Source organism: Terrabacter sp. 2TAF16 (assembly GCF_052115065.1).
Classification (GTDB): Bacteria; Actinomycetota; Actinomycetes; order Actinomycetales; family Dermatophilaceae; genus Terrabacter.
Window position 1 is genome coordinate 253,545 of record NZ_JBFRFZ010000001.1, and the last position, 19,466, is coordinate 273,010.

Sequence of the window (19,466 nt, forward strand, 5' to 3'; positions counted from 1 at the left end):
TCCCCTGGGGCGGGGATCAGCCGGGGCTGGGGCGCGACTCAGGCGCCGAAACCGCCGAGCAGCGCCTGGAGCAGCCCCGTCTGGGCCTCCCGCTCGCGGGCGAGCTGCCCGTCGCGGTCTCCGTCCATCGCGCCCCGCAGCAGCGGCTTGAGCGCTCGCAGCGCGGGTGCCGGCGCTGCGAGCAGCGCCTCGACGAGCGAGGCCGTGGCCTCCTCGAGATCGTCGGCGGGAGCGAGCGACCCGACGAGGCCGATGCTGAGCGCCTCGGGCGCAGACACCCGGCGTCCCGTCGCACAGATATCGAGCGCCCGGGCGTAGCCGACGAGGTGGACGAGCGGCCCGGTGCCGCCGAGGTCGGGCACCAGACCGAGGCTCGTCTCGCGCATGGCGAACCACGCGTCGAGCGCCGCGACGCGCAGGTCGGCCGCGAGCGCGAGCTGGAAGCCTGCGCCGATCGCGTAGCCGTGCACCTGCGCCACGACGACGGCCGGGCACTCCGCCCACGCGGTGAAGCCCTCCTGATAGGCCGCGATCCCACGCTGGACCGCCTCCGGGCCTCCCGCGGCGAGCTGGGCCACGCTCTCCTCCCCGGGCACACCCTCCGGGGTGAACATGGCGGTGTCGATGCCGGCGGAGAAGGCGTCACCGGCCCCGCGGAGGACGACGACGCGTACGTCCTCGGGGACCGACCGCGCCTCGTCGGCGAGCGCCGCCCACAGCGACGGGGTCTGCGCGTTGCGCTTCTCCGGGTGGTCGAGCGTGAAGGTGCGGACAGGTCCGTCGGTCTCGACAACGAGGTGCGGATGCGTCATGGACGCAGGCTACCCGTGGGTCACGGCGAGGCCGTCGGGCTCAGGCCGCCACCGCCGGAACGACCGCGCGACCGACCGTCGCAGGCGGGACGACGCGCAGGACGCCCCATCCGGTCACGGACGCAGGCTGGACCAGCTCGACCCGGAAGACGCGCGCACAGTCCAGGCACGACCACGCGGAGGTGGGGTCCGGGAACGGCGTCAGGTCCTCGCCCGAGCAGTACGGGCAGGTGAGGTGGTGGTCGGTGGGCATGGGACACAGTGTCCCGATCGACCCACTCAGATACAATAACCGTCCATTATGTGAGCCCAACTATTTGCTTATGTATGCCGTCGGGCGGGCTCACTGTCCCAGGGAGCCCACCGCTCGGGCGACGACGAGCAAGGACGTGAGCAGCGCGGCCGTCGCCTCGAGACCCATGAGGGCCTTGGCCCGCGCCGACAGCGGCATCGTGTCGGTGGGGCTGAACGCGCTCGAGTTCGTCAGGGACACGTAGAGGTAGTCGACGAACTCCGGCCGCCAGTTGCTCCGGGCGCTCGAGGTCGCGGCGACCTCGGTGATCGCGTCCTGGTTCTCGTCCTGCGAGAAGCGCCAGTCGGCCGGCGGGAGCCGGTCGCGCACGACCGTGTGCCGCGCGACCGGTCCCCCACGGTCGATCTCCCAGAAGAGCAGGCCGAAGCCGATGACGTTGGTCAGCCACACCTGCATGCCGGCCAGCAGCAAGGGCATGCCGCCCGGCTCGGACGAGGTGAGGCTTCGCACGAGCATGCCGAGCGCGAAGAGGTTCGTCGCGATGACCACGCACGCGAGGGCGATGGAGACGACGCGGGACCAGCGCGTCTGACGGACCAGTCGGCGCGGGTTCGTCACGACGAGCGCGCCGAGCAGCACGAGCTCGAGGGCGGGGATGGCCAACCGTGGGCCGACGAGAAGGCTCTCCGGCAGCACGGCATACGCCAGCGCTGCCACGACGACCGCGAGCGCCGGCCACAGGCGGTTCTCGCCGGCGCTCGAGCGTGGCTCACGGCGCCGTCGTCGCCCCGCGCTCGATGTCATGGCGCCAACGTAGCCAGTGGAGCCTCGCGACGGGTGCCGACAGGCTCAGGCGAGCGAGATGAGGTCGCGGTAGTCCGGTCCCCAGAGGTCCTCGACGCCGTCGGGCAGCAGCAGGATGCGCTCGGGCTCGAGTGCCTCGACGGCCCCCTCGTCGTGGGTGACGAGCACGACGGCACCCTCGAAGGTCGACAGGGCCCCGAGGATCTCGGCCCGCGACGCCGGGTCGAGGTTGTTCGTGGGCTCGTCGAGGAGCAGCACGTTGGCCGCGGAGACGACGAGCAGGGCGAGCGACAGACGCGTCTTCTCGCCGCCCGAGAGCACGCCCGCGGGCTTGTGGACGTCGTCGCCCGAGAAGAGGAAGGAGCCGAGCACCTTGCGCACCTCGGTCTCGCCGAGCTCCGGCGCGGCCGACTTCATGTTCTCGAGGACCGTGCGACCGACGTCGAGGTTCTCGTGCTCCTGGGCGTAGTAGCCGAGGCGCAGCCCGTGACCGGGCTCGACCTCCCCGGTGTCGGGGGTGTCGACGCCGGCGAGCATCCGCAGCAGCGTCGTCTTGCCGGCACCGTTGAGGCCGAGCACCACGACCTTGCTGCCGCGGTCGATGGCGAGGTCGACGTCGGTGAAGACCTCCAGCGAGCCGTACGAGCGGGAGAGCCCCGACGCGCGCAGGGGGGTCTTGCCGCAAGCGGCCGGCTTGGGGAAGCGGAGCTTGGCCACCTTGTCCTGGACCCGCTCGCCCTCGACGCCGGCGAGGAGTCGCTCGGCGCGCTTGGCCATGTTCTGGGCCGCCGTCGCCTTGGTGGCCTTGGCGCGCATCTTGTCGGCCTGCGCCATGAGGGCGCCGGCCTTCTTCTGGGCGTTCTGCAGCTCGCGGCGGCGGCGCTTCTCATCCGTCTCGCGTGCCTGGAGGTAGGTCTTCCAGCTGACGTTGTAGACGTCGAGTGCGGAGCGGTTCGCGTCGAGGTGGTAGACCTTGTTGACGACGGCGTCGAGCATCTCGGCGTCGTGGCTGATGATGATGAGCCCGCCCTTGTAGGCACGGAGATACTCCCTCAGCCAGATGATCGAGTCGGCGTCGAGGTGGTTCGTCGGCTCGTCGAGGAGCAGGGTCTCGTTGCCGGAGAAGAGGATCCGCGACAGCTCGACGCGGCGACGCTGGCCACCCGAGAGGGTTCCGAGCGGTTGGCCGAGGATGCGCTCCTCGAGGTTGAGGGCGCTGGCGATGGACGCGGCCTCGGACTCGGCGGCATACCCGCCCTGGGCCTCGAACTCCACCTCGAGTCGGGTGTAGGCCCGCATCGCCTTGTCGCGAACCTTCTCGTCGTCACTGCCCATCCGCGCCTCGGCCTCGGACCGCTGGCGCACGATGGCGTCCAGGCCGCGGGCGGAGAGGATGCGGTCGCGGGCGAGCATCTCGAGGTCGCCGGTGCGGGGGTCCTGCGGCAGGTAGCCGACGGCGCCCGTTCGGGTCACCGTGCCCGCGGCCGGCTGGCCCTCCCCGGCGAGCACCTTGGTCAGGGTGGTCTTGCCGGCCCCGTTGCGTCCGACGAGGCCGATGCGGTCGCCCGCGTCGATCCTGAAGCTGGCGTCCTCGACGAGCAGGCGCGCCCCGGCGCGCAGCTCGATCCCGGTGGCGACGATCACGGCATTCCTCCTATCGGTGCCGCACTACGTCAGCGGCCGGACAACCCCTCCAGTCTAGGAGCCGCGAGGGGGTGCTCTCGACGCGTTATCCGTGCGGCGACCTCGTGGCACGCAGCACAGTCGCACGTACGGGAGGCGTGCATCGTGCCGACGTTCCGCTGGGTGCCGGGCTCCCAGAGCTGCTCGCGTCCGCCGCCGGGCGAGGTGACGGTCGGCAGCAGCGTCGGGGTCGGGTCGGGGTCGGCCGAACCGGCACGGCAGCACCGGCACGGCGTGTAGCCGCCGTTGCCGGACTCGTGCCACGCCTGCTGGTGGCCGCAGCCGCGGCACAGGTGGACGAGGACGCTCATGCCGGGTCGGCACCCTCTCCGTTCGAGGTGATCGCGTCAGGCACGTCCGTGACGCCGTCACCACGAACCATGGGCGCGACGGGCATGAGGACGGAGAAGCCCGCCCCGTCACCGCGGATCGCCAGGGGGCGGTGCGGACCGTCGAGCACGAGCGTCGGCCGGGCGCCCGCGACGGCGAGCGCCTCGTGGAGGAACTCGGGATCGACGACGACGGCTGCGTCACCGGCACCGGCACCACGCGGCTCGGCCACGTGGACCGAGCCGTCACGCACGACGAGGCCGACCGTCTGCGCCTCCACCGGCAAGCGAGCCTGCAGGCCGTCGGCGTCGACGGCATCCCGACCCGGCGCGGTGGCCACGATGCTGCGGTAGTCGGGGAACGAGCCGGGGACCACCGGGGTCGCGACCAGCTCACCGTCGACGAGCACGCCCACCCGCCCCGGGCGCACTTCGAGCTCGACGGCGGAGTCCGCGTCGATGCCGCCGCACCTCGCGGCGACCCGGTCGGCCCAGCCGAGCGGGACGACGGCGGCCACCGGGTTGTCCGGCGAGGCCGTCGATGGGACGACGACGGGAGCGCACCCGACGGCGAGGCGGTAGCGGTCGGTGGCGACGCACCGCACCTCGGCGCCGCACACCTCGACGAGGATCCCCGTCAGGACGCGCAGGTCAACCCCGTCGGGGGCGCCCGCAACCGGCTCCCCCGGCGCCACGGCGAACCGGACCGCGCCCAGGGCTGCGGCAAGATCACCGGCACGGACCGTGACCCGACAGGCCTCCGAGCCCGGGTGGTCGCGCTCGGCGAGGAGGGCCAGGGTGCGCACGATCTCGCGCCGGGCATCCGCCAACCCGTCGACGAGGCGCTGCTCGTGGGCGACGACGACGTCCGCGGCAGCTCCGGACGCACCCCGCGCGTCCTCGTCGAGCACGAGCGCGACCTCGGCGAGCGGCATACCGACCCGGCGCAGCGACGCGAGGAGACGGGCGGCGCGGACCTGAGCGACGGCATACCTCCGGTAGCCCGTCAGGGCGTCCACGTCGGCCGGGACGAGGACTCCCTCCCGGTCGTAGAAGCGCAGCGCGCTGGCGGTGAGGCCACTCCGACGGGCGACCTCCCCGATCGTCAGGAGGCGGTCGTCGACGGCAGCGGGCTCGGGCTCGGCGGGCATGACGAGAAGACTGGGCCCTCGACCGGGTCGAAGGTCAAGCGGTCAGTGGGTCGGGTCGGCGACGGCGTCCGCGACGGTCCGTCGTCGATCCGTCACCGACGTGGCCCCCACGACGACGGCCCCGACGAGCGAGATGCCGGCGGTCACCCAGGCCGCGACGTTCCAACCGGCCACGAGCCCGGACACCCCCGAGCCGGTCCCCGCGTGCGCCGCGACGACGACGGCGACCACCGTGACCCCGATGGACGAGCCGAGGTAGCGGGCCGTGTTGTTCGCGCCGCTACCCATCCCGCCCCGCCCCGGCGGCACGCTCGCGACGGCCTCACGCCCGAGAGCGGCGTTGAGGACCCCACTACCCACCCCGGCGACGAGCAGCCCGGGCAGGAACCGGGCCCAGGAGGACCCGGGCGTGATCCCCGACAGCGCGAGCTGACCTGCGGCCACGACGACCAGCCCACCCGCCAGCTGCGCCCTGCCGGACCACCCGGCCGGCAGCCGCCGGGCCACGAGGGCGAACACGACGCTCGTCCCGGACCAGGCGAGGAAGAGCACGGCGGAGGTCGTCGGGGGCAGACCGAGAGCCAGGGCGAGGAAGCCGGGGAGGAACGACAGCAGCCCGATCGCGCCGGCACCGGTCGCGAGCGCAGCCGCACTCGCGGCGACGAACCGGCCGTCACGGAAGAGGGACGGGTCGACCATCGGGAAGGACGTGCGCCGCTCGGCCACCACGAACGCGGCAGCCGAGGCCGCGCCCAGACCGAGCAGGACCAGGACCTCCGGCCGGCCCCACCCGCTGCGCCCTTCGACGAGCGCCGCGAGGAAGCCCGTGGTCGCAACGGCGAGAAGCGTCGCACCCCACGCGTCGAGCGGTCGACGTTCGTGCGACCGGGTCTCGTCCAGCCGGCGTCGTGCGACCACGGACAGCACGAGGGCCGCCACGGCGAGGACGACGTACGTGTCGCGCCACGACGCCCAGCGGTCGAAGGCGCTCGCGACGAGCGGGCCGAGGGCGATGCCGCCTCCGACACTCGCACCCCACACCCCGCTCGCGGCCGCCCGGGCCGGCCCGGGCTCGAACCAGTGGGCGACGAGGCCCAGGCTCGCCGCGATGACCGCCGCGGCGCCGATGCCCTGGCCGACCCGGGCGAGGACGAACACGAGCGTGCCTCCGGCGAGGGCGGCGGCGAGGCTCGATGCGGCAAGGACGACCAGGCCGCCCAAGAGGACGCGACGCCGACCGCGGTCGTCGGCCAGGGTCCCTGCCGTCAGCAGTGCCGCCCCGAGCCCGATGCCCATCGAGCTGAGGATCCACGTGCGTCCGGCGACGTCCGACCCGAGCGCCGCGGTGACCGAGCCGACCGTGGCCAGAGGGGCCGTGAAGGCGACGAGGGCCAGGACGGTGCCCACCGCGGCCACGGCGAGCGCGCGCCGGGCCTGCTCTCCGGTTCGGGGAGCGTTCGCCCCGCGCGTCGTCGTACCGGGTGCTACCTGCCGGGTGCGGCTCATGACGTCCTCCGTGGTCTCGGTTGGTCTGTTGAACAGACCACGGCGTACCTTCATTCCATGGCGCTCGGAACGGACTACAGCGGACAGGACTGCTCGCTCGCCAAGGCACTCGAGGTCGTCGGCGAGCGGTGGTCGCTGCTGCTCGTGCGCGACGCCTTCCTCGGCGTCACCCGATTCAGCGACTTCCGGCGCCGCCTCGACATCTCCAAGGCGGTCCTCACCCAACGGCTCGGATCGCTCGTCGAGGCCGGCGTCCTCGAGCGCCGGATGCACGGCGGACACGACTCATACGTCCTCACCCCCTCCGGCGAGGCGCTCTGGCCGGCCGTCCACGCCCTCATGCGCTGGGGGGACGCCACGACGTCCACGCGGGGGCCGCGGCGGCTCTTCCGCCACGTGTCCTGCGACGCCGACGTCGACGTGTCCGGGCGCTGCCCCGTGTGCGGAGCGACACCGCCCGCGGCCGAGCTCGAGACCCGGCCCGGACCGGGAGCCGGCACGGACCCGCCCGCCAACCCGCTGTCCGCGAGGCTCCGGGAGCCCCACCGCCTGCTGGCGCCGCTGCGCGAGTGAGGGGGCGTAACGCGGGAGACACATCGATGCAGCACGATGTTCCCCATGAACAGCCCCCTGCCCCCGGGTGAACCGCTCAGTGCGGAGCACGCGCGGCTCATCGACTCCCCCGGCCACGACGCCCCGTGGCGCCTCTGGGGCCCCTACCTCTCCGGCCGGCAGTGGGGCACGGTCCGCGAGGACTACTCGGCCGAGGGCAACGCGTGGTCGGAGTTCCCCTTCGACCAGGCCGTGTCGCGCGCCTACCGCTGGGGCGAGGACGGGCTGGGCGGCATCAGCGACCGCTTCGGCTTCCTCAACGTCTCCGTCGCCCTGTGGAACGGCAAGGACCCGATCCTCAAGGAGCGCCTCTTCGGCCTGACGAACGAGGAGGGCAACCACGGCGAGGACGCCAAGGAGTACTGGTGGGCCCTCGACGGCACCCCCACGCACTCGTGGATGCAGTGGCTCTACCGCTACCCGCAGGCCGAGTTCCCCTACGAGCAGCTGCGGCGCGAGAACCGCGAGCGCACCCGCGACGAAAGGGAGTTCGAGCTCGGCGACACCGGCATCCTCGACGACCACGAGTTCTTCGACGTGACGATGACGTATGCCAAGGCTGGGCCCGACGACATGTGCATCCGGATCTCGGCGACCAACCACGGGCCGGCTGCCGCGCCGCTCCACGTGCTGCCGACGATCTGGCTGCGCAACACCTGGTCCTGGGGCGTCGACGACCGCGTCACCGAGCTGCGCGAGATCCGCCGCAACGGACGCCCGACGCGTGGCTACCGCGCCGCCGAGGTGACGCACGGCTTCCTCGGCCGCTACGTCCTTGCCGCGTCCGGCTCCCCCACGACGCTCTTCTGCGACAACGAGACGAACGCGCGGCACGTCTTCGGCGACCAGGCGCTCGCGAACCACTCGCCCTACCCGAAGGACTCGATCAACGAGCGGGTCGTCCACGGCCGCACCCAGGCCGTCAACCCCGACGGCTACGGCAGCAAGTGCTCGTTCTGGTACCGGTTCGACGCCGTCGAGCCGGGTGAGACCGTCACGGTCGACCTGCGCCTCGCGACCGGCGACCCCGGGCTCGAGTGGTTCGGCGAACCGTTCGAGGAGGTGCTCGGCTCCCGGTCGGCCGAGGCCGACGAGTTCTACGGGCACGTCATCGACGCCTCCCTCGCCGAGGCCGACCGCCACGTCGCGCGCCGGGCCTACGCCGGCCTCCTCTGGGGCAAGCAGCTCTACCGCTACGACGTGCGCCAGTGGGTCGACGGCGACCCCGTCGGCCCGGCGGTGGCCGAGTCGCGCAGGAAGGGCCGCAACGAGCACTGGAAGCACCTCGCCCTCGCCGACGTCATCTCGATGCCCGACGAGTGGGAGTACCCGTGGTTCGCCGCGTGGGACCTCGCGTTCCACACGATCCCGCTCGCCCACGTCGACCCGGAGTTCGCCAAGGAGCAGCTGCTCCTCATGTGCCGCGAGTGGGCCATGCACCCCAACGGCCAGCTCCCGGCGTACGAGTGGGAGTTCGGCGACGTCAACCCGCCCGTCCACGCGTGGGCGGCCTGGCACGTCTACCGCATCGACGGCTACCGCGACCGCGAGTTCCTCGTCCGCGTCTTCACCAAGCTGCTGCTCAACTTCGCGTGGTGGGTCAACCGCAAGGACGCCAACGGCTCCAACCTCTTCGAGGGCGGATTCCTCGGGATGGACAACATCGGCCTGTTCAACCGCTCCGCTCCCCTGCCGCCGGGCTTCCGCCTCGAGCAGTCCGACGCGACGAGCTGGATGGCCTTCTACTGCCAGCAGATGCTCAAGATCGCTCTCGAGCTCGCGCGCACCGACAAGGCGTGGGACGACGTCGCGACGAAGTTCCTCGAGCACTTCCTCTCGATCGCCCAGGCGATGCGGCACTTCGGGTCCAGCGACAAGTCGCTGTGGCACGAGGAGGACGGCTTCTACTACGACGTCCTCGTGCAGCCCGACGGGCGCGCGCCGCACATGCGGGTGCGCTCGATGGTCGGTCTGCTGCCGATCCTCGGTGCGACGGAGATCCCCTCGTGGGTCGTCGACGAGTGCCCCGACGTGACGAGCCGCTTCCAGTGGCTCCAGCAGCGCCGGCCCGAGCTCGTCAAGCCGATGCTCGCCCGCGAGGACGGCAAGATGCTCCTCACGCTCGTGCCGCCGAAGCGCCTGCGCCGCATCCTCGAGCGGATGTTCGACTCGGAGGAGTTCTTGTCCCCCTACGGGATCCGGTCGCTGTCGGCCGCGACGCGTCAGGCTGTGACGGCGACGCTCGGCAGCGAGACCGTCTCGATCGAGTACGAGCCGGGCGAGTCGCGCACCGGCATGTTCGGCGGCAACTCCAACTGGCGCGGGCCGGTCTGGTTCCCCACGAACGTCCTACTCGCCGACAAGCTGCGCACCTACGGCCGCTACTTCGGTGACGACTTCCGGATCGAGATCCCGACCGGTTCGGGCGACTGGCGCACGCTCGACGAGGCGGCCGACGTCATCGACGGCGGCCTGACGGCGCTCTTCCGCCCCGTCGACGGCCGCCGCCCCTCCGACGGCAAGCGCATCGAGTCCTCGCCGGACCCGCTGTGGTCAGCTCACCCGACGTTCTCGGAGTACTTCGACGGCGACACCGGCGAGGGCCTCGGCGCGACGCACCAGACCGGGTGGACCGCCCTCGTCGCGCACCTGCTCAACCCGCGGCTGCCCCCCGACCCGCGCACCATGGGCTGGGCCTGAGCGACACGGCATACGTCCTCGCTCGGTCCGGGCGGGTCGCAGAGGGCGTATGCCGTCCGGCGGGCGAGGCGTGTCGGGTGACCCGCCGCGCTCGGGTAGCGTGAGCCAGCGTGAACGCGCCCATCTCCGTTCGTGACATCTCCGCAGCCCAGCACCTCGCCTGGCTCCGGTCCCAGCCCTCGGCGAGCTTCCTCCAGACACCGGCCTGGGCCGACGTCAAGAAGGAGTGGCGCGCCGAGTCGGTCGGCTGGTTCGAGGGCGAGGAGATGGTCGGCGCCGCGCTCGTGCTGCACCGCTCGCTCCCACGCCTCAAGCGGTCGCTGGCCTACGTGCCCGAGGGGCCGTGCATCGACTGGGCCTCACCTCGTCTCGTCGAGCTGCTCCGCGCGCTCCGCGACCACCTCAAGGCCAAGGGTGCCTTCGCGCTGCGGCTCGGGCCGCCCGTGGCGACGCACCGCTGGCGCACGGCCACGATCAAGGCGGCCATCGGCGACCCGGCCGTCCGTCGCTACGACGACGCGACGCCCGACGTCGTCGAGCCGGTGGGCACAGCGGTCGTCGCCGAGCTGCAGCGGCTGGGCTTCCGCCACCTCAGCCCCGACGACGGCTTCGCCGCCGGTCAGCCGGAGTACGTCTTCCAGGTGCCGCTCGCGGGCCGCACCGAGGCCGACGTGCTCGCCGGTATGAACCAGCTGTGGCGCCGCAACATCAAGAAGACCGCGAAGAACGGCGTCACGGTCCGGGTCGGGGACGCCTCCGACCTGCCGGCGTTCCACCGCACCTACGTCGAGACCGCCGAGCGCGACCGTTTCACGCCGCGTGGTCTCGCCTACTTCGAGCAGATGTACGCCGCGCTGTCGGCCGAGGACCCGGAGCGGATCCGCGTCTACCTCGCCGAGCACGAGGGCGACGTCCTCGCGGCGACGATCTTCATCCGGGTCGGCGAGCACGCCTGGTACTCCTACGGCGCGTCGACGTCGGCCAGGCGCGAGCTGCAGGGCTCGACGGCCATCCAGTGGCGGATGATGCAGGACTCGATCGCCGCCGGCGCCGGCGTCTACGACCTGCGCGGCATCACGAACACGGTCGACGAGGCCAACCCGCACATCGGGCTCATCCGCTTCAAGGTCGGCACCGGTGGCGAGGCCGTGCGGCTGGCCGGCGAGTGGGACCTGCCGCTGAACCGCTTGCTCTACAAGGCTTTCGACCTCTACATGAAGCGGCGGTGATCGGCCGTGTCCTTCGTCCTCCACGTCGACGGTGAGCGCTGGCGTGCCGGCCACGACCGTTTCGTCGCCGAGCACCCCGGCGTCGTCCCCGTCGTTAAGGGCAACGGCTACGGCTTCGGTCGAGACCTCCTCTGCGCCGAGGCCGCCCGCCTCGGCGTGCCGATGGTCGCGATCGGCACCTACGCCGAGCTGCCTTCTGCGCTGGGCGCGTTCGGCGGTGACGTGCTCGTCATGGAGCCCTACCGTGCGGCTATCCACGCCGACCTGCCCGACCTCGCGAACCGCCGCGTCGTGCACACCGTGACGACCGAGTCCGACCTCGGGAGCCTTCGCGAGGTGGTTTCGGACGCACGGGTCGTGGTCGAGGGCCTGACGTCGATGAACCGCTACGGCACGCCCGTCGCCGACGTGGCCGGTCTGGCCGGCGCCGCCGACGCGGTCGGGGTCACGCTGCACCTGCCGCTCGGGACCGGCCACGTCGAGGAGAGCTCGCGCTTCATCGCCGCCGTGCCCGGCGTGCGCACGTGGTTCGTGTCGCACGTCTCACCCGCCGAGCTCGCCACTCTCGCAGCGCGTTTCCCCGAGCACGAGTTCCGGCCGCGCATCGGCACCGACCTCTGGTACGCCGACAAGGGCTCCTACGAGGTGCGCGCGCACGTGCTCGACGTGCGCCCCGTCACCAAGGGCACGCGGGTCGGCTACCGACAGCGAGCGGTCGCCGCGGGCCACCTCGTCGTCGTCAGCGGTGGCACGTCGCACGGCGTCGCCATGGAGAGCCCGTCGTCGGCCGCCACGACACGGTCGCGTGCTATCGCCGTCACCGAGGGCGTGCTCGAGGCAGCACACCGGGTGCGGTCTCCCTTCACGGTGTCGGGCGTCATGCCGCGCTTCGCCGAGCCGCCGCACATGCAGTGCAGCCTCCTCGTGCTGCCGGCCGGCGTCGCTCCCCCACGGATCGGCGACGTCGTCCCGGTCCGGATGCGCCTGACGACGACGACCCCGGACGCCGTCGTCGTCTCCTGACACAGCACAGCGACGGCAGGAGGGGACGTCCCTCGGACGCCCACGGGTCCAGGCGGGTCGGAACTAGGGCCGCGCTGTCGTCGGGACGGTGAGGACCTCGGCGCCGTCGTCCGTGATGGCGATCGTGTGCTCGCTGTGGGCCGTGTGGCTGCCGGTGGCGCTCCGGAGCGTCCACCCGTCGGCATCGGTCACGAGCTCGGCGGTGCCGGCCATGACCCAGGGCTCGAGGGCGAGCAGGAGTCCGGGGCGCAGCGTGTAGCCGCGGCCCGGCCGCCCGGTGTTCGACACGTGCGGGTCCTGGTGCATCGTCGACCCGACGCCGTGGCCGCCGAACTGCGTGTTGATCGGGTAGCCCGCGTCGGAGAGGACCGAGCCGATGGCATACGAGAGGTCCCCCACGCGGGCGCCCGGCCGGGCCGCGGCGATGCCGGCTGCGAGCGCGCGCTCGGTGGCCTCGATCATCGCGACGCTCTCCGGAGGCCGGCACCCGCCCACGACGAAGCTGATCGCGGAGTCGGCGACGACGCCGCCCAGGTTCACGGCGAGGTCGAGCGACAGCAGGTCGCCGTCGGCGAGCGACCGGTCGTGAGGCAGCCCGTGGAGCACGGCGTCGTTGACCGAGGTGCAGATGTAGTGGCCGAACGGGCCCCGTCCGAAGGACGGTGCGTAGTCGACGTAGCAGGATGCGGCTCCCGCCTCGAGGATCATGGCCTTCGCCCAGCCGTCGATGTCCAGGAGGTTCGTGCCCACGGCAGCGCGGCCCTTCAGGTCTTGCAGGATGTCGGCGACGAGAGCTCCCGCGGCCCTCGCGCGGGGCAGCTCGGAGGGGCTGAGGATCTCGATCATGCGGCGCCTTTCGATGCGGCTGCGGTGTGACCAATAACTATCCCGGCCATGTTATCCCCGTCTAGGATCGTGGTCATGGTCAGGTTGCCGCTCACACCCGCGGAGGTCGAGCGCGGACAGCGCCTCGGCGCCCTGCTGCGTCGGGCCCGCGGGGATCGCACGATGCTCGAGACCGCGCTCGAGGCACGGATCTCCCCAGAGACCCTTCGCAAGATCGAGTCCGGCCGCGTGGCCACCCCGGCCTTCCCGACGATCGCGGCGATCGCCGAGGTCCTCGGCCTGTCCCTCGATGCGGTGTGGGCCGAGATCAGCCCGCCCGAGGCCGGCGCGGCCCCACGGGGCTCCGGTCCCGACCGTCGGGACCGCATCGCCTCGTAGGACCTCCGGCCGACGACCACCGGCCCTGCCATGCTGTGGGCATGGAACGCGTCCTCGGCATCGGCGGCTACTTCCTCAGGGCTGCGGACCCCACGGCCCTCAGCACCTGGTACCGCGAGGTCCTGGGACTGGACTTCGACGCCAACGGACTGTGGCAGCAGGAGGCCGGGCCGACCGTGTTCGCCGCGTTCCCGGCCGACACGGACTACCTCGGCGCCCGCACCCAGCAGACGATGCTCAACGTCCGGGTCGGCGACCTGGACGCCATGCTCGCCCAGCTGCGCGCCGCCGGGGCGGAGGTCGACGCCGAGAGCCAGGACCTGGCGGGCGTCGGGCGGTTCGGCTGGGTCACGGACCCGGAGGGCAACAGGATCGAGCTGTGGCAACCCAGCTGACGACGGCTCCGGCCACCGGTCAGGCGCCCTCGCTCCCCTCGATGACGTCGAGGTCGCGCACGGCGTAGCGGTGGTGCTCCCACTCCTCCTCGAGGATCGTGTGCAGGCACGAGAGCACCGTCTCGGGGTGGTCGGGGTCGTGCGGGTTCGGTCGGTCCGACGCGAGCAGCTCGGGCGTGACGCCCGCGATGACGTCGCGCACCATCGCGACGCGGCCTGCCCACACCTCGAGGACCTCGTCGTAGGACGGCGCGTCCTGCGCGAGCACCGTCACGTCGAAGCCGTCGTCCGCGGTCGCAACGTCGATCAACCCGTAGGGGTGGTACGGCTGCTCCTCCCCGAGGATCGCCTTGCGCAGCCACGTGTCCGTCGCCAGCACGAGGTGCCGCAGCGTCTGGGCGAACGACCACTCGCCGGCCACCGACACGTCCACCGTGCCGGACGGCATGGTGCCGACACGCGCGAGCGTGGCGGCCCAGGTGCGCTCCAGCCGGTCCCAGGCAGTGGCGAGTCCCTCCGGATCGGTCGCCCGCCGGTCGGCACGTCCCGGGAAACGACGGTTGAGCTCGGCATCGACGAGCGGGACCACGTCGACGCCGTTGACGAGCAGGACGTTCTCGCCGTCGAAGAGCCACGGCGCATCGATCTCCACGCCCTCCGCCTGCACGCCGCGCATGACGACGCCGGAGATGTCGGCGCCGACGAAGCGCGCGCCGCGCAGGTCCGTGTCGACGAACTCCGCTCCCTGCAGGTCGTCGCTCGAGCCGAAGGTTGCCATGACGTCTCCTCGTCGTACGCCGCGCAGGACGGCTCAGACTACCGATCGAGCGCGGCTCGGGTCGGGATCGGACCCACGTCGACGAAGCTCGACCGTCGCCGCCGGGCGATATCGTCGTCCCGGACGGTCGGCGTCCGGGAGGTGAGAGGTGTGCGGTACGACACGAGTCCCACGGCGCGGGCTCTTCTCGCCCTCGAGGCCATCCAGGACAGCCCCGGCATCACGGCGGAGCGGCTCGGCGACCACCTCGGGGTCTCCGAGCGGGCCGCCCGCCGCTACGTCGCGATCCTCCGCGAGGCCGACCTGCCCATCGAGTCGGTCACCGGCCCGCACGGCGGCTACCGGGTCGGCCGTGGGCTCCGTCTGCCCCCACTGATGTTCACGGCCGCCGAGGCGCTCGGCCTCGTCATGGCCGTGCTCGAGGGCCATCGCGGCGCCGCTGACCCGACCGAGCTCGTCGGGGCCGCCCTGTCCAAGATCCTGCGCGTGCTTCCCCAGCAGGTCGCCGAACCGGTGCGGGCGGTCCGCCGGGTCACCGGGCCACCGTCGGACCCGAGCCTGCGCGTCGACCCTGCCGTGACGGCCCAGCTCGTCGAGGCGTGCACGAGGTCGCGTCGGGTGCGCCTCGACTACCGCCTCGAGGACGGCCGGGAGCGGCCCATGGAGGTCGACCCCTGGGCCGTCGTCCTGCGTCACGGCCGGTGGTACCTCCTCGGGTGGTCACAGACGAGCGACGCCCAGCGCGCCCTGCGCGTCGACCGGGTCCGGTCGGTCTTCACGACGTCGGTGGCCTTCGAGCCCCCGGAGGACCTGGACGCCCTCCGGACGCTGGAGGAGCACCTCTCCCAGGGCTGGCGCCACGACGTCGACGTCCTCCTCCGGGCCGACCTCGACGAGGCCACGCGATGGATCCCGCGCAGCCTCGGACGTCTCGAGCCGGTCGACGGCGGGGTCCGGCTGAGGGCCACGACCGACGAGCCCGAGTGGTACGCCCGCCAGCTCGCCGTCACCCCGCTGACCTTCGAGGTGCTCGGGTCACCCGCGCTCGTCCAGGCCACCGAGGACCTCGCCGAGCGGCTCGTGAAGTCGGCGGGCGCCGTCGACGCCAGCCGCGATGATCCCGCCGATCGCTGACCCGGCCCCAGCGGGTACGACACCGTCACGGCGGCCTGTGCAGCAGCCGACGTCCACAGGTCCCCGCGCACTAGGGTGATCTCGACCGGACCGGGGAGGCCCCCGGTCCCGACCCGAGGAGCGGCAGATGAGCTTCAACGACAGCGCCCAGCTCGACACCTCCCAGGTGCAGAGCGGCGGCAGCGGAGGTGGCGGCGGAGGCGGAGGCTTCCCCGGCGGCATCCAGGTCGGCGGAGGCATCGGCGGCCTCATCCTGCTCGTGCTCATGCTCATCTTCGGCGGAGGCAAGATCCTCGGTGGCGGCGGTGACTCCGGCACCGGCGCCGGCGGCCTCCCGTCCCAGCAGCTCGAGAGCAGCCAGGTCGCGGCCGCGGGCCAGGTCGACCAGGGCGAGTTCTCCCAGTGCAAGACCGGCGCCGACGCCAACAAGAACGATGTCTGCCTCATCATCGCGACGGTCAACAGCGTCCAGGACTACTGGGGCAAGACGCTGCCGAAGTACCAGATGAACTACGAGCCGGTGAAGACCGTCATCTACCAGGGCCAGACCCCGTCGGGCTGCGGCACCGCCAACTCGCAGGTCGGCCCGTTCTACTGCCCGCTCGACGCCAAGGTCTACGTCGACGCGAGCTTCTTCGAGGAGCTGCAGAGCAAGTTCGGCGCCGACGGCGGCCAGCTCGCCAAGGAGTACGTCATCGCGCACGAGTACGGCCACCACGTGCAGGACCTCCTCGGCATCCTCGACCGGGCGCAGCAGGACCCCCAGGGCCCCAACTCCGGCGCCGTCCGCATCGAGCTCATGGCCGACTGCCTCGCCGGCACGTGGGTCAAGCACGCGACCGAGACGACCGACGCCGACGGCACCCCTCTGCTCAAGCCCATCACCGAGCAGGACATCACGTCCGCGCTCTCGGCCGCGTCAGCCGTCGGAGACGACCGCATCCAGAAGAAGATGCAGGGTCGCGTCACTCCCGAGAACTGGACGCACGGCTCGTCGGAGGCCCGCCAGAAGTGGTTCCTGCAGGGCTACCAGACCGGCGACCTCAACCAGTGCAACACCTTCGGCGTCGACACCGTCAGCTGACGCCACCCGGCGGCGCCTCGTCCAGCTCGATGCGCACGGCTCGGCCACGGCACAGCGCGGTCTCGAGCACGTCGCGCTTCGGGTCGGGCAGGTCGTAGAGCTCCCGCATCGGCAGCCCCGCCAGGGCCCGCAGGGCTCCGGCGTCGAGGACCTCGCGCACGAGCGTGCGGTCCCCACCGACGACCAGAGCATGAGGTATGCCGTCCGCTCCCGTCGCCGGTGACTCGTCGTCCCCGAGGAGCACCCGTCGCGCGTGGCCGACAACGGCACCGACGAGCTCGTCGGCCTGCTTCCCCCGTCGGCGGGCGAAGCGCTGCTGGGACCAGCCGCCCGCTGCAGTGCGTGACTGCACGTGGCGCGTCCCGACCTTCGAGGCGGTGAAGGCACCGGTCGAAGCCAGCCCCACGGCATACCCACCGCGCCTGACGAGGATGACACCGAGGGGCTCGTGGGCGAACGGCGTTGCCACGACGGTGGATCCGTCGGCAGCGCGGGCGGACACGACGACGCCGCCGGGAGTGGACTCCTCGGCGGCGTCGTAGGTGCCGTGCCGCTCGGCGAAGCCCGTCATCCAGCGGTCGAACCGCCCGGGGTCGACCTCGATGACGCGCGTCGTCACGAGCGCGGGTGCTGCTGGCTCAGAGGTTGAAGCCGAGGGCGCGCAGCTGCTCGCGGCCGTCCTCGGTGATCTTGTCGGGACCCCACGGCGGCATCCACACCCAGTTGATGCGGTGCGTGGTGACGAGGCCCTCGAGCGCCTGAGCGGTCTGGTCCTCGATGACGTCGGTGAGGGGGCACGCGGCAGACGTCAGCGTCATGTCGATGACGGCGTGCGACTGGGCGTCGACGGTGATGCCGTAGACGAGGCCGAGGTCGACGACGTTGATGCCGAGCTCGGGGTCGACGACGTCGCGCATGGCCTCCTCGACGTCAGCCACGTTCGGCGGGGTGGTGGTCTGGGTCATGACGAAACTCCTTGGGGGGAGGTGGAACTCGTGGAAGAGATGTCGACACCGGCTCGGGCGAGGGCATCGGTGAAAGCGGTCCAGCCGAGCAGGGCGCACTTGACGCGCGCGGGGTACTTCGAGACGCCGGCGAAGGCGACGCCGTCACCGATGACGGTCTCGTCACCGGCTACGTGGCCTCGGGAGGTCAGCATGGCGCGCATCGCCTCGAAGGTCTCGAGGGCCTCGTCGACGCGGTGGCCGATGACCTCCTCGGCGAGGACGGATGCGCTCGCGACGGAGATCGAGCAGCCCTGCGCCTCGTAGGAGACGTCGGTCACGACGGCCTCGGCACCCGTGCCGGAGACGTCGACCCGAAGGGTCACCTCGTCCCCGCACGTCGGGTTGATGTGGTGCACCTCGGCGTCGAACGGGTCGCGCAGGCCCGCGTGGTGCGGGCGCTTGGAGTGCTCGAGGATGAGCTCCTGGTAGAGGTCCATCAGCTCGCCTCCCTCTCGGTGTCGAGCCCGAAGACGACGGGCACCCGGTCGAGCGCCGCGAGCAGCGCCTCGACCTCGGCGACGGTGTTGTGGACGGCGAACGACGCACGGGTGGTCGCGGTGGCCCCGAGAGCCCGGTGCAGCGGCCACGCGCAGTGGTGCCCCACGCGTACGGCCACGCCGGCGTCGTCGAGCACCTGGCCCACGTCGTGGGCGTGCACGCCGTCGACGACGAACGCGACGGCACCGCCGCGTGGCGTGCCGACCGCAGGACCGACGACACGCACCCACGGGCGCTCGGACAGACCGCGCTGGAGCAGGTCGACGAGAGCGGCCTCGTGGGCGTGGATGCGGTCGATGCCGAGACCCTCGATCCACCGGACGGCGGCCGCGAGCCCGACCGCCTGGGCGGCGTTGGGGACGCCGGCCTCGAACTTCTGGGGCGCCGGGGCGTAGGTCGACCGTTCCATCGTGACGAGCTCGATCATCGAGCCGCCCGTGAGGAACGGTGGCATGACCTCGAGCAGCTCGCCGCGACCCCAGAGGACGCCGACCCCCATCGGGCCGTACATCTTGTGGCCGCTGAAGGCGATGAAGTCCGCGCCGAGCGTGGCCACGTCGACCGCGAGGTGCGGCACCGACTGGCACGCGTCGACGACGACGAGCGCCCCCACGGCGTGCGCACGGGCGGCGAGGTCGGCGACCGGGTTGACCGTCCCCAGCACGTTGGACACGTGCGTGAACGCGAAGACCTTGGTGCGCTCGGTGAGCAGCTCGTCGAGCCCGGACAGGTCGAGTGCGCCGTCCGTGTCCACCGGGACCCAGCGCAGGGTCGCACCCGTGCGACGGGCGAGCTCCTGCCAGGGCACGAGATTGGCGTGGTGCTCCATCTCGGTGACGAGGATCTCGTCACCGGCACCGAGCACGAACCGCTCGTCCTTGGGGTCGTCGGTCGGGGCCGCGTTGGAGAAGGCGTACGCGACGAGGTTGAGCGCCTCGGTGGCGTTCTTCGTGAAGACCACCTCGTCGGCGGGCGCCCCGATGAACGACGCGACGGTCGCGCGGGCGGCCTCGAAGTCGTCGGTCGCCTCCTCCGCGAGCTGGTGCGCGCCGCGGTGTACCGCGGCGTTGTGCTGCTCGTAGAACGCGCGCTCGGCGTCGAGGACCGGCGTCGGCTTGTGCGACGTCGCCCCCGAGTCGAGGTAGACGAGCGGCCTGCCGTCGCGCACCGTGCGCGTGAGGATGGGGAAGTCGCCGCGGATCGCGGCGAGCTCCCCGTCCGTGAAGGGCAGGACGTCGACCATT

General features: G+C 72.2%; 21 protein-coding genes. 8 read left to right on the top strand and 13 right to left on the bottom strand.

Annotated elements, in window-relative coordinates:
* Positions 1-38: 38 nt before the first annotated feature.
* The 7 genes from AB4Z14_RS01200 to AB4Z14_RS01230 form a co-directional block, all read right to left on the bottom strand.
* Positions 39-812 (bottom strand): enoyl-CoA hydratase/isomerase family protein, encoded by a 774-nt coding sequence (locus AB4Z14_RS01200; RefSeq protein ID WP_442273560.1) that lies wholly within the window; start codon positions 810-812, stop codon positions 39-41.
* 40 nt (positions 813-852) lie between these two features.
* On the bottom strand, positions 853-1,065 hold the full coding sequence (locus AB4Z14_RS01205) for a hypothetical protein (protein ID WP_442273561.1): 213 nt from the start codon (positions 1,063-1,065) through the stop codon (positions 853-855).
* Between the two features lie 90 nt (positions 1,066-1,155).
* On the bottom strand, positions 1,156-1,869 hold the full coding sequence (locus AB4Z14_RS01210) for a hypothetical protein (protein WP_442273562.1): 714 nt from the start codon (positions 1,867-1,869) through the stop codon (positions 1,156-1,158).
* Positions 1,870-1,914: 45 nt separating this feature from the next.
* Entirely contained in the window at positions 1,915-3,513 is a 1,599-nt protein-coding gene (locus AB4Z14_RS01215; protein ID WP_442273563.1) for an ABC-F family ATP-binding cassette domain-containing protein, read from the bottom strand.
* Between the two features lie 29 nt (positions 3,514-3,542).
* Entirely contained in the window at positions 3,543-3,863 is a 321-nt protein-coding gene (locus AB4Z14_RS01220) for a hypothetical protein (RefSeq protein WP_442273564.1), read from the bottom strand.
* Positions 3,860-5,032 carry a MerR family transcriptional regulator gene (locus AB4Z14_RS01225; protein ID WP_442273565.1) on the bottom strand — a complete coding sequence of 391 codons (1,173 nt, stop codon included), beginning with the start codon at positions 5,030-5,032 and terminating at the stop codon, positions 3,860-3,862. Before AB4Z14_RS01225 ends, AB4Z14_RS01220 begins: the two co-directional genes overlap by 4 nt.
* Before the next feature lie 42 nt (positions 5,033-5,074).
* Positions 5,075-6,538: an MFS transporter gene (locus AB4Z14_RS01230; protein WP_442273566.1), complete on the bottom strand. Its 1,464-nt coding sequence runs from the start codon at positions 6,536-6,538 to the stop codon at positions 5,075-5,077.
* A 57-nt stretch (positions 6,539-6,595) separates the two neighbouring features.
* On the opposite strand from AB4Z14_RS01230, the gene AB4Z14_RS01235 reads away from it, so the two are divergent.
* From AB4Z14_RS01235 to AB4Z14_RS01250, 4 genes are all read left to right on the top strand, one after another.
* On the top strand, positions 6,596-7,111 hold the full coding sequence (locus AB4Z14_RS01235; RefSeq protein WP_442273567.1) for a winged helix-turn-helix transcriptional regulator: 516 nt from the start codon (positions 6,596-6,598) through the stop codon (positions 7,109-7,111).
* A 45-nt stretch (positions 7,112-7,156) separates the two neighbouring features.
* Positions 7,157-9,850, top strand: coding sequence for an MGH1-like glycoside hydrolase domain-containing protein (locus AB4Z14_RS01240; RefSeq protein WP_442273568.1), 2,694 nt, complete (start codon positions 7,157-7,159; stop codon positions 9,848-9,850).
* Between the two features lie 110 nt (positions 9,851-9,960).
* Positions 9,961-11,079: a lipid II:glycine glycyltransferase FemX gene (locus tag AB4Z14_RS01245; protein WP_442273569.1), complete on the top strand. Its 1,119-nt coding sequence runs from the start codon at positions 9,961-9,963 to the stop codon at positions 11,077-11,079.
* 6 nt (positions 11,080-11,085) lie between these two features.
* Positions 11,086-12,102, top strand: coding sequence for an alanine racemase (locus AB4Z14_RS01250; RefSeq protein ID WP_442273570.1), 1,017 nt, complete (start codon positions 11,086-11,088; stop codon positions 12,100-12,102).
* A 63-nt stretch (positions 12,103-12,165) separates the two neighbouring features.
* On the opposite strand, the gene map is transcribed toward AB4Z14_RS01250, so the two are convergent.
* On the bottom strand, positions 12,166-12,948 hold the full coding sequence (gene map / locus AB4Z14_RS01255) for a type I methionyl aminopeptidase (protein ID WP_442273571.1): 783 nt from the start codon (positions 12,946-12,948) through the stop codon (positions 12,166-12,168).
* A 75-nt stretch (positions 12,949-13,023) separates the two neighbouring features.
* Here map and AB4Z14_RS01260 point away from each other — a divergent pair, with 75 nt between their 5' ends.
* The gene (locus AB4Z14_RS01260; protein WP_056776796.1) at positions 13,024-13,326 is read left to right on the top strand and encodes a helix-turn-helix domain-containing protein; all 303 of its coding nucleotides are present in this window, start codon (positions 13,024-13,026) and stop codon (positions 13,324-13,326) included.
* Positions 13,327-13,367: 41 nt separating this feature from the next.
* Complete coding sequence (locus tag AB4Z14_RS01265) at positions 13,368-13,721, top strand: VOC family protein (protein WP_442273572.1); 354 nt, start codon at positions 13,368-13,370, stop codon at positions 13,719-13,721.
* A 19-nt stretch (positions 13,722-13,740) separates the two neighbouring features.
* Here AB4Z14_RS01265 and AB4Z14_RS01270 read toward each other — a convergent pair whose 3' ends face one another.
* Entirely contained in the window at positions 13,741-14,499 is a 759-nt protein-coding gene (locus AB4Z14_RS01270) for a DinB family protein (RefSeq protein WP_442273573.1), read from the bottom strand.
* Between the two features lie 150 nt (positions 14,500-14,649).
* On the opposite strand from AB4Z14_RS01270, the gene AB4Z14_RS01275 reads away from it, so the two are divergent.
* A complete protein-coding gene (locus tag AB4Z14_RS01275) occupies positions 14,650-15,633 on the top strand; it encodes a helix-turn-helix transcriptional regulator (protein WP_442273574.1) in 984 nt (327 codons plus the stop codon).
* A 127-nt stretch (positions 15,634-15,760) separates the two neighbouring features.
* A complete protein-coding gene (ypfJ, locus tag AB4Z14_RS01280) occupies positions 15,761-16,717 on the top strand; it encodes a KPN_02809 family neutral zinc metallopeptidase (RefSeq protein WP_056826993.1) in 957 nt (318 codons plus the stop codon).
* Here the strand turns inward: ypfJ and AB4Z14_RS01285 are convergent.
* Genes AB4Z14_RS01285 through AB4Z14_RS01300 form a run of 4 tightly spaced genes read right to left on the bottom strand, consistent with a single transcriptional unit; the run spans position 16,710 to position 19,465 of the window.
* Positions 16,710-17,336: an acVLRF1 family peptidyl-tRNA hydrolase gene (locus tag AB4Z14_RS01285; protein WP_442273575.1), complete on the bottom strand. Its 627-nt coding sequence runs from the start codon at positions 17,334-17,336 to the stop codon at positions 16,710-16,712. The genes ypfJ and AB4Z14_RS01285 overlap by 8 nt on opposite strands.
* A gap of 19 nt (positions 17,337-17,355) precedes the next feature.
* On the bottom strand, positions 17,356-17,682 hold the full coding sequence (locus tag AB4Z14_RS01290; protein ID WP_020144129.1) for a metal-sulfur cluster assembly factor: 327 nt from the start codon (positions 17,680-17,682) through the stop codon (positions 17,356-17,358).
* Positions 17,679-18,161, bottom strand: a complete 483-nt coding sequence (gene sufU / locus AB4Z14_RS01295) for a Fe-S cluster assembly sulfur transfer protein SufU (RefSeq protein WP_442273576.1) — start codon at positions 18,159-18,161, stop codon at positions 17,679-17,681. The genes AB4Z14_RS01290 and sufU overlap by 4 nt, the downstream gene beginning before the upstream one ends.
* Positions 18,161-19,465 carry a SufS family cysteine desulfurase gene (locus tag AB4Z14_RS01300; RefSeq protein WP_442273577.1) on the bottom strand — a complete coding sequence of 435 codons (1,305 nt, stop codon included), beginning with the start codon at positions 19,463-19,465 and terminating at the stop codon, positions 18,161-18,163. Before AB4Z14_RS01300 ends, sufU begins: the two co-directional genes overlap by 1 nt.
* Position 19,466 lies beyond the last annotated feature (1 nt).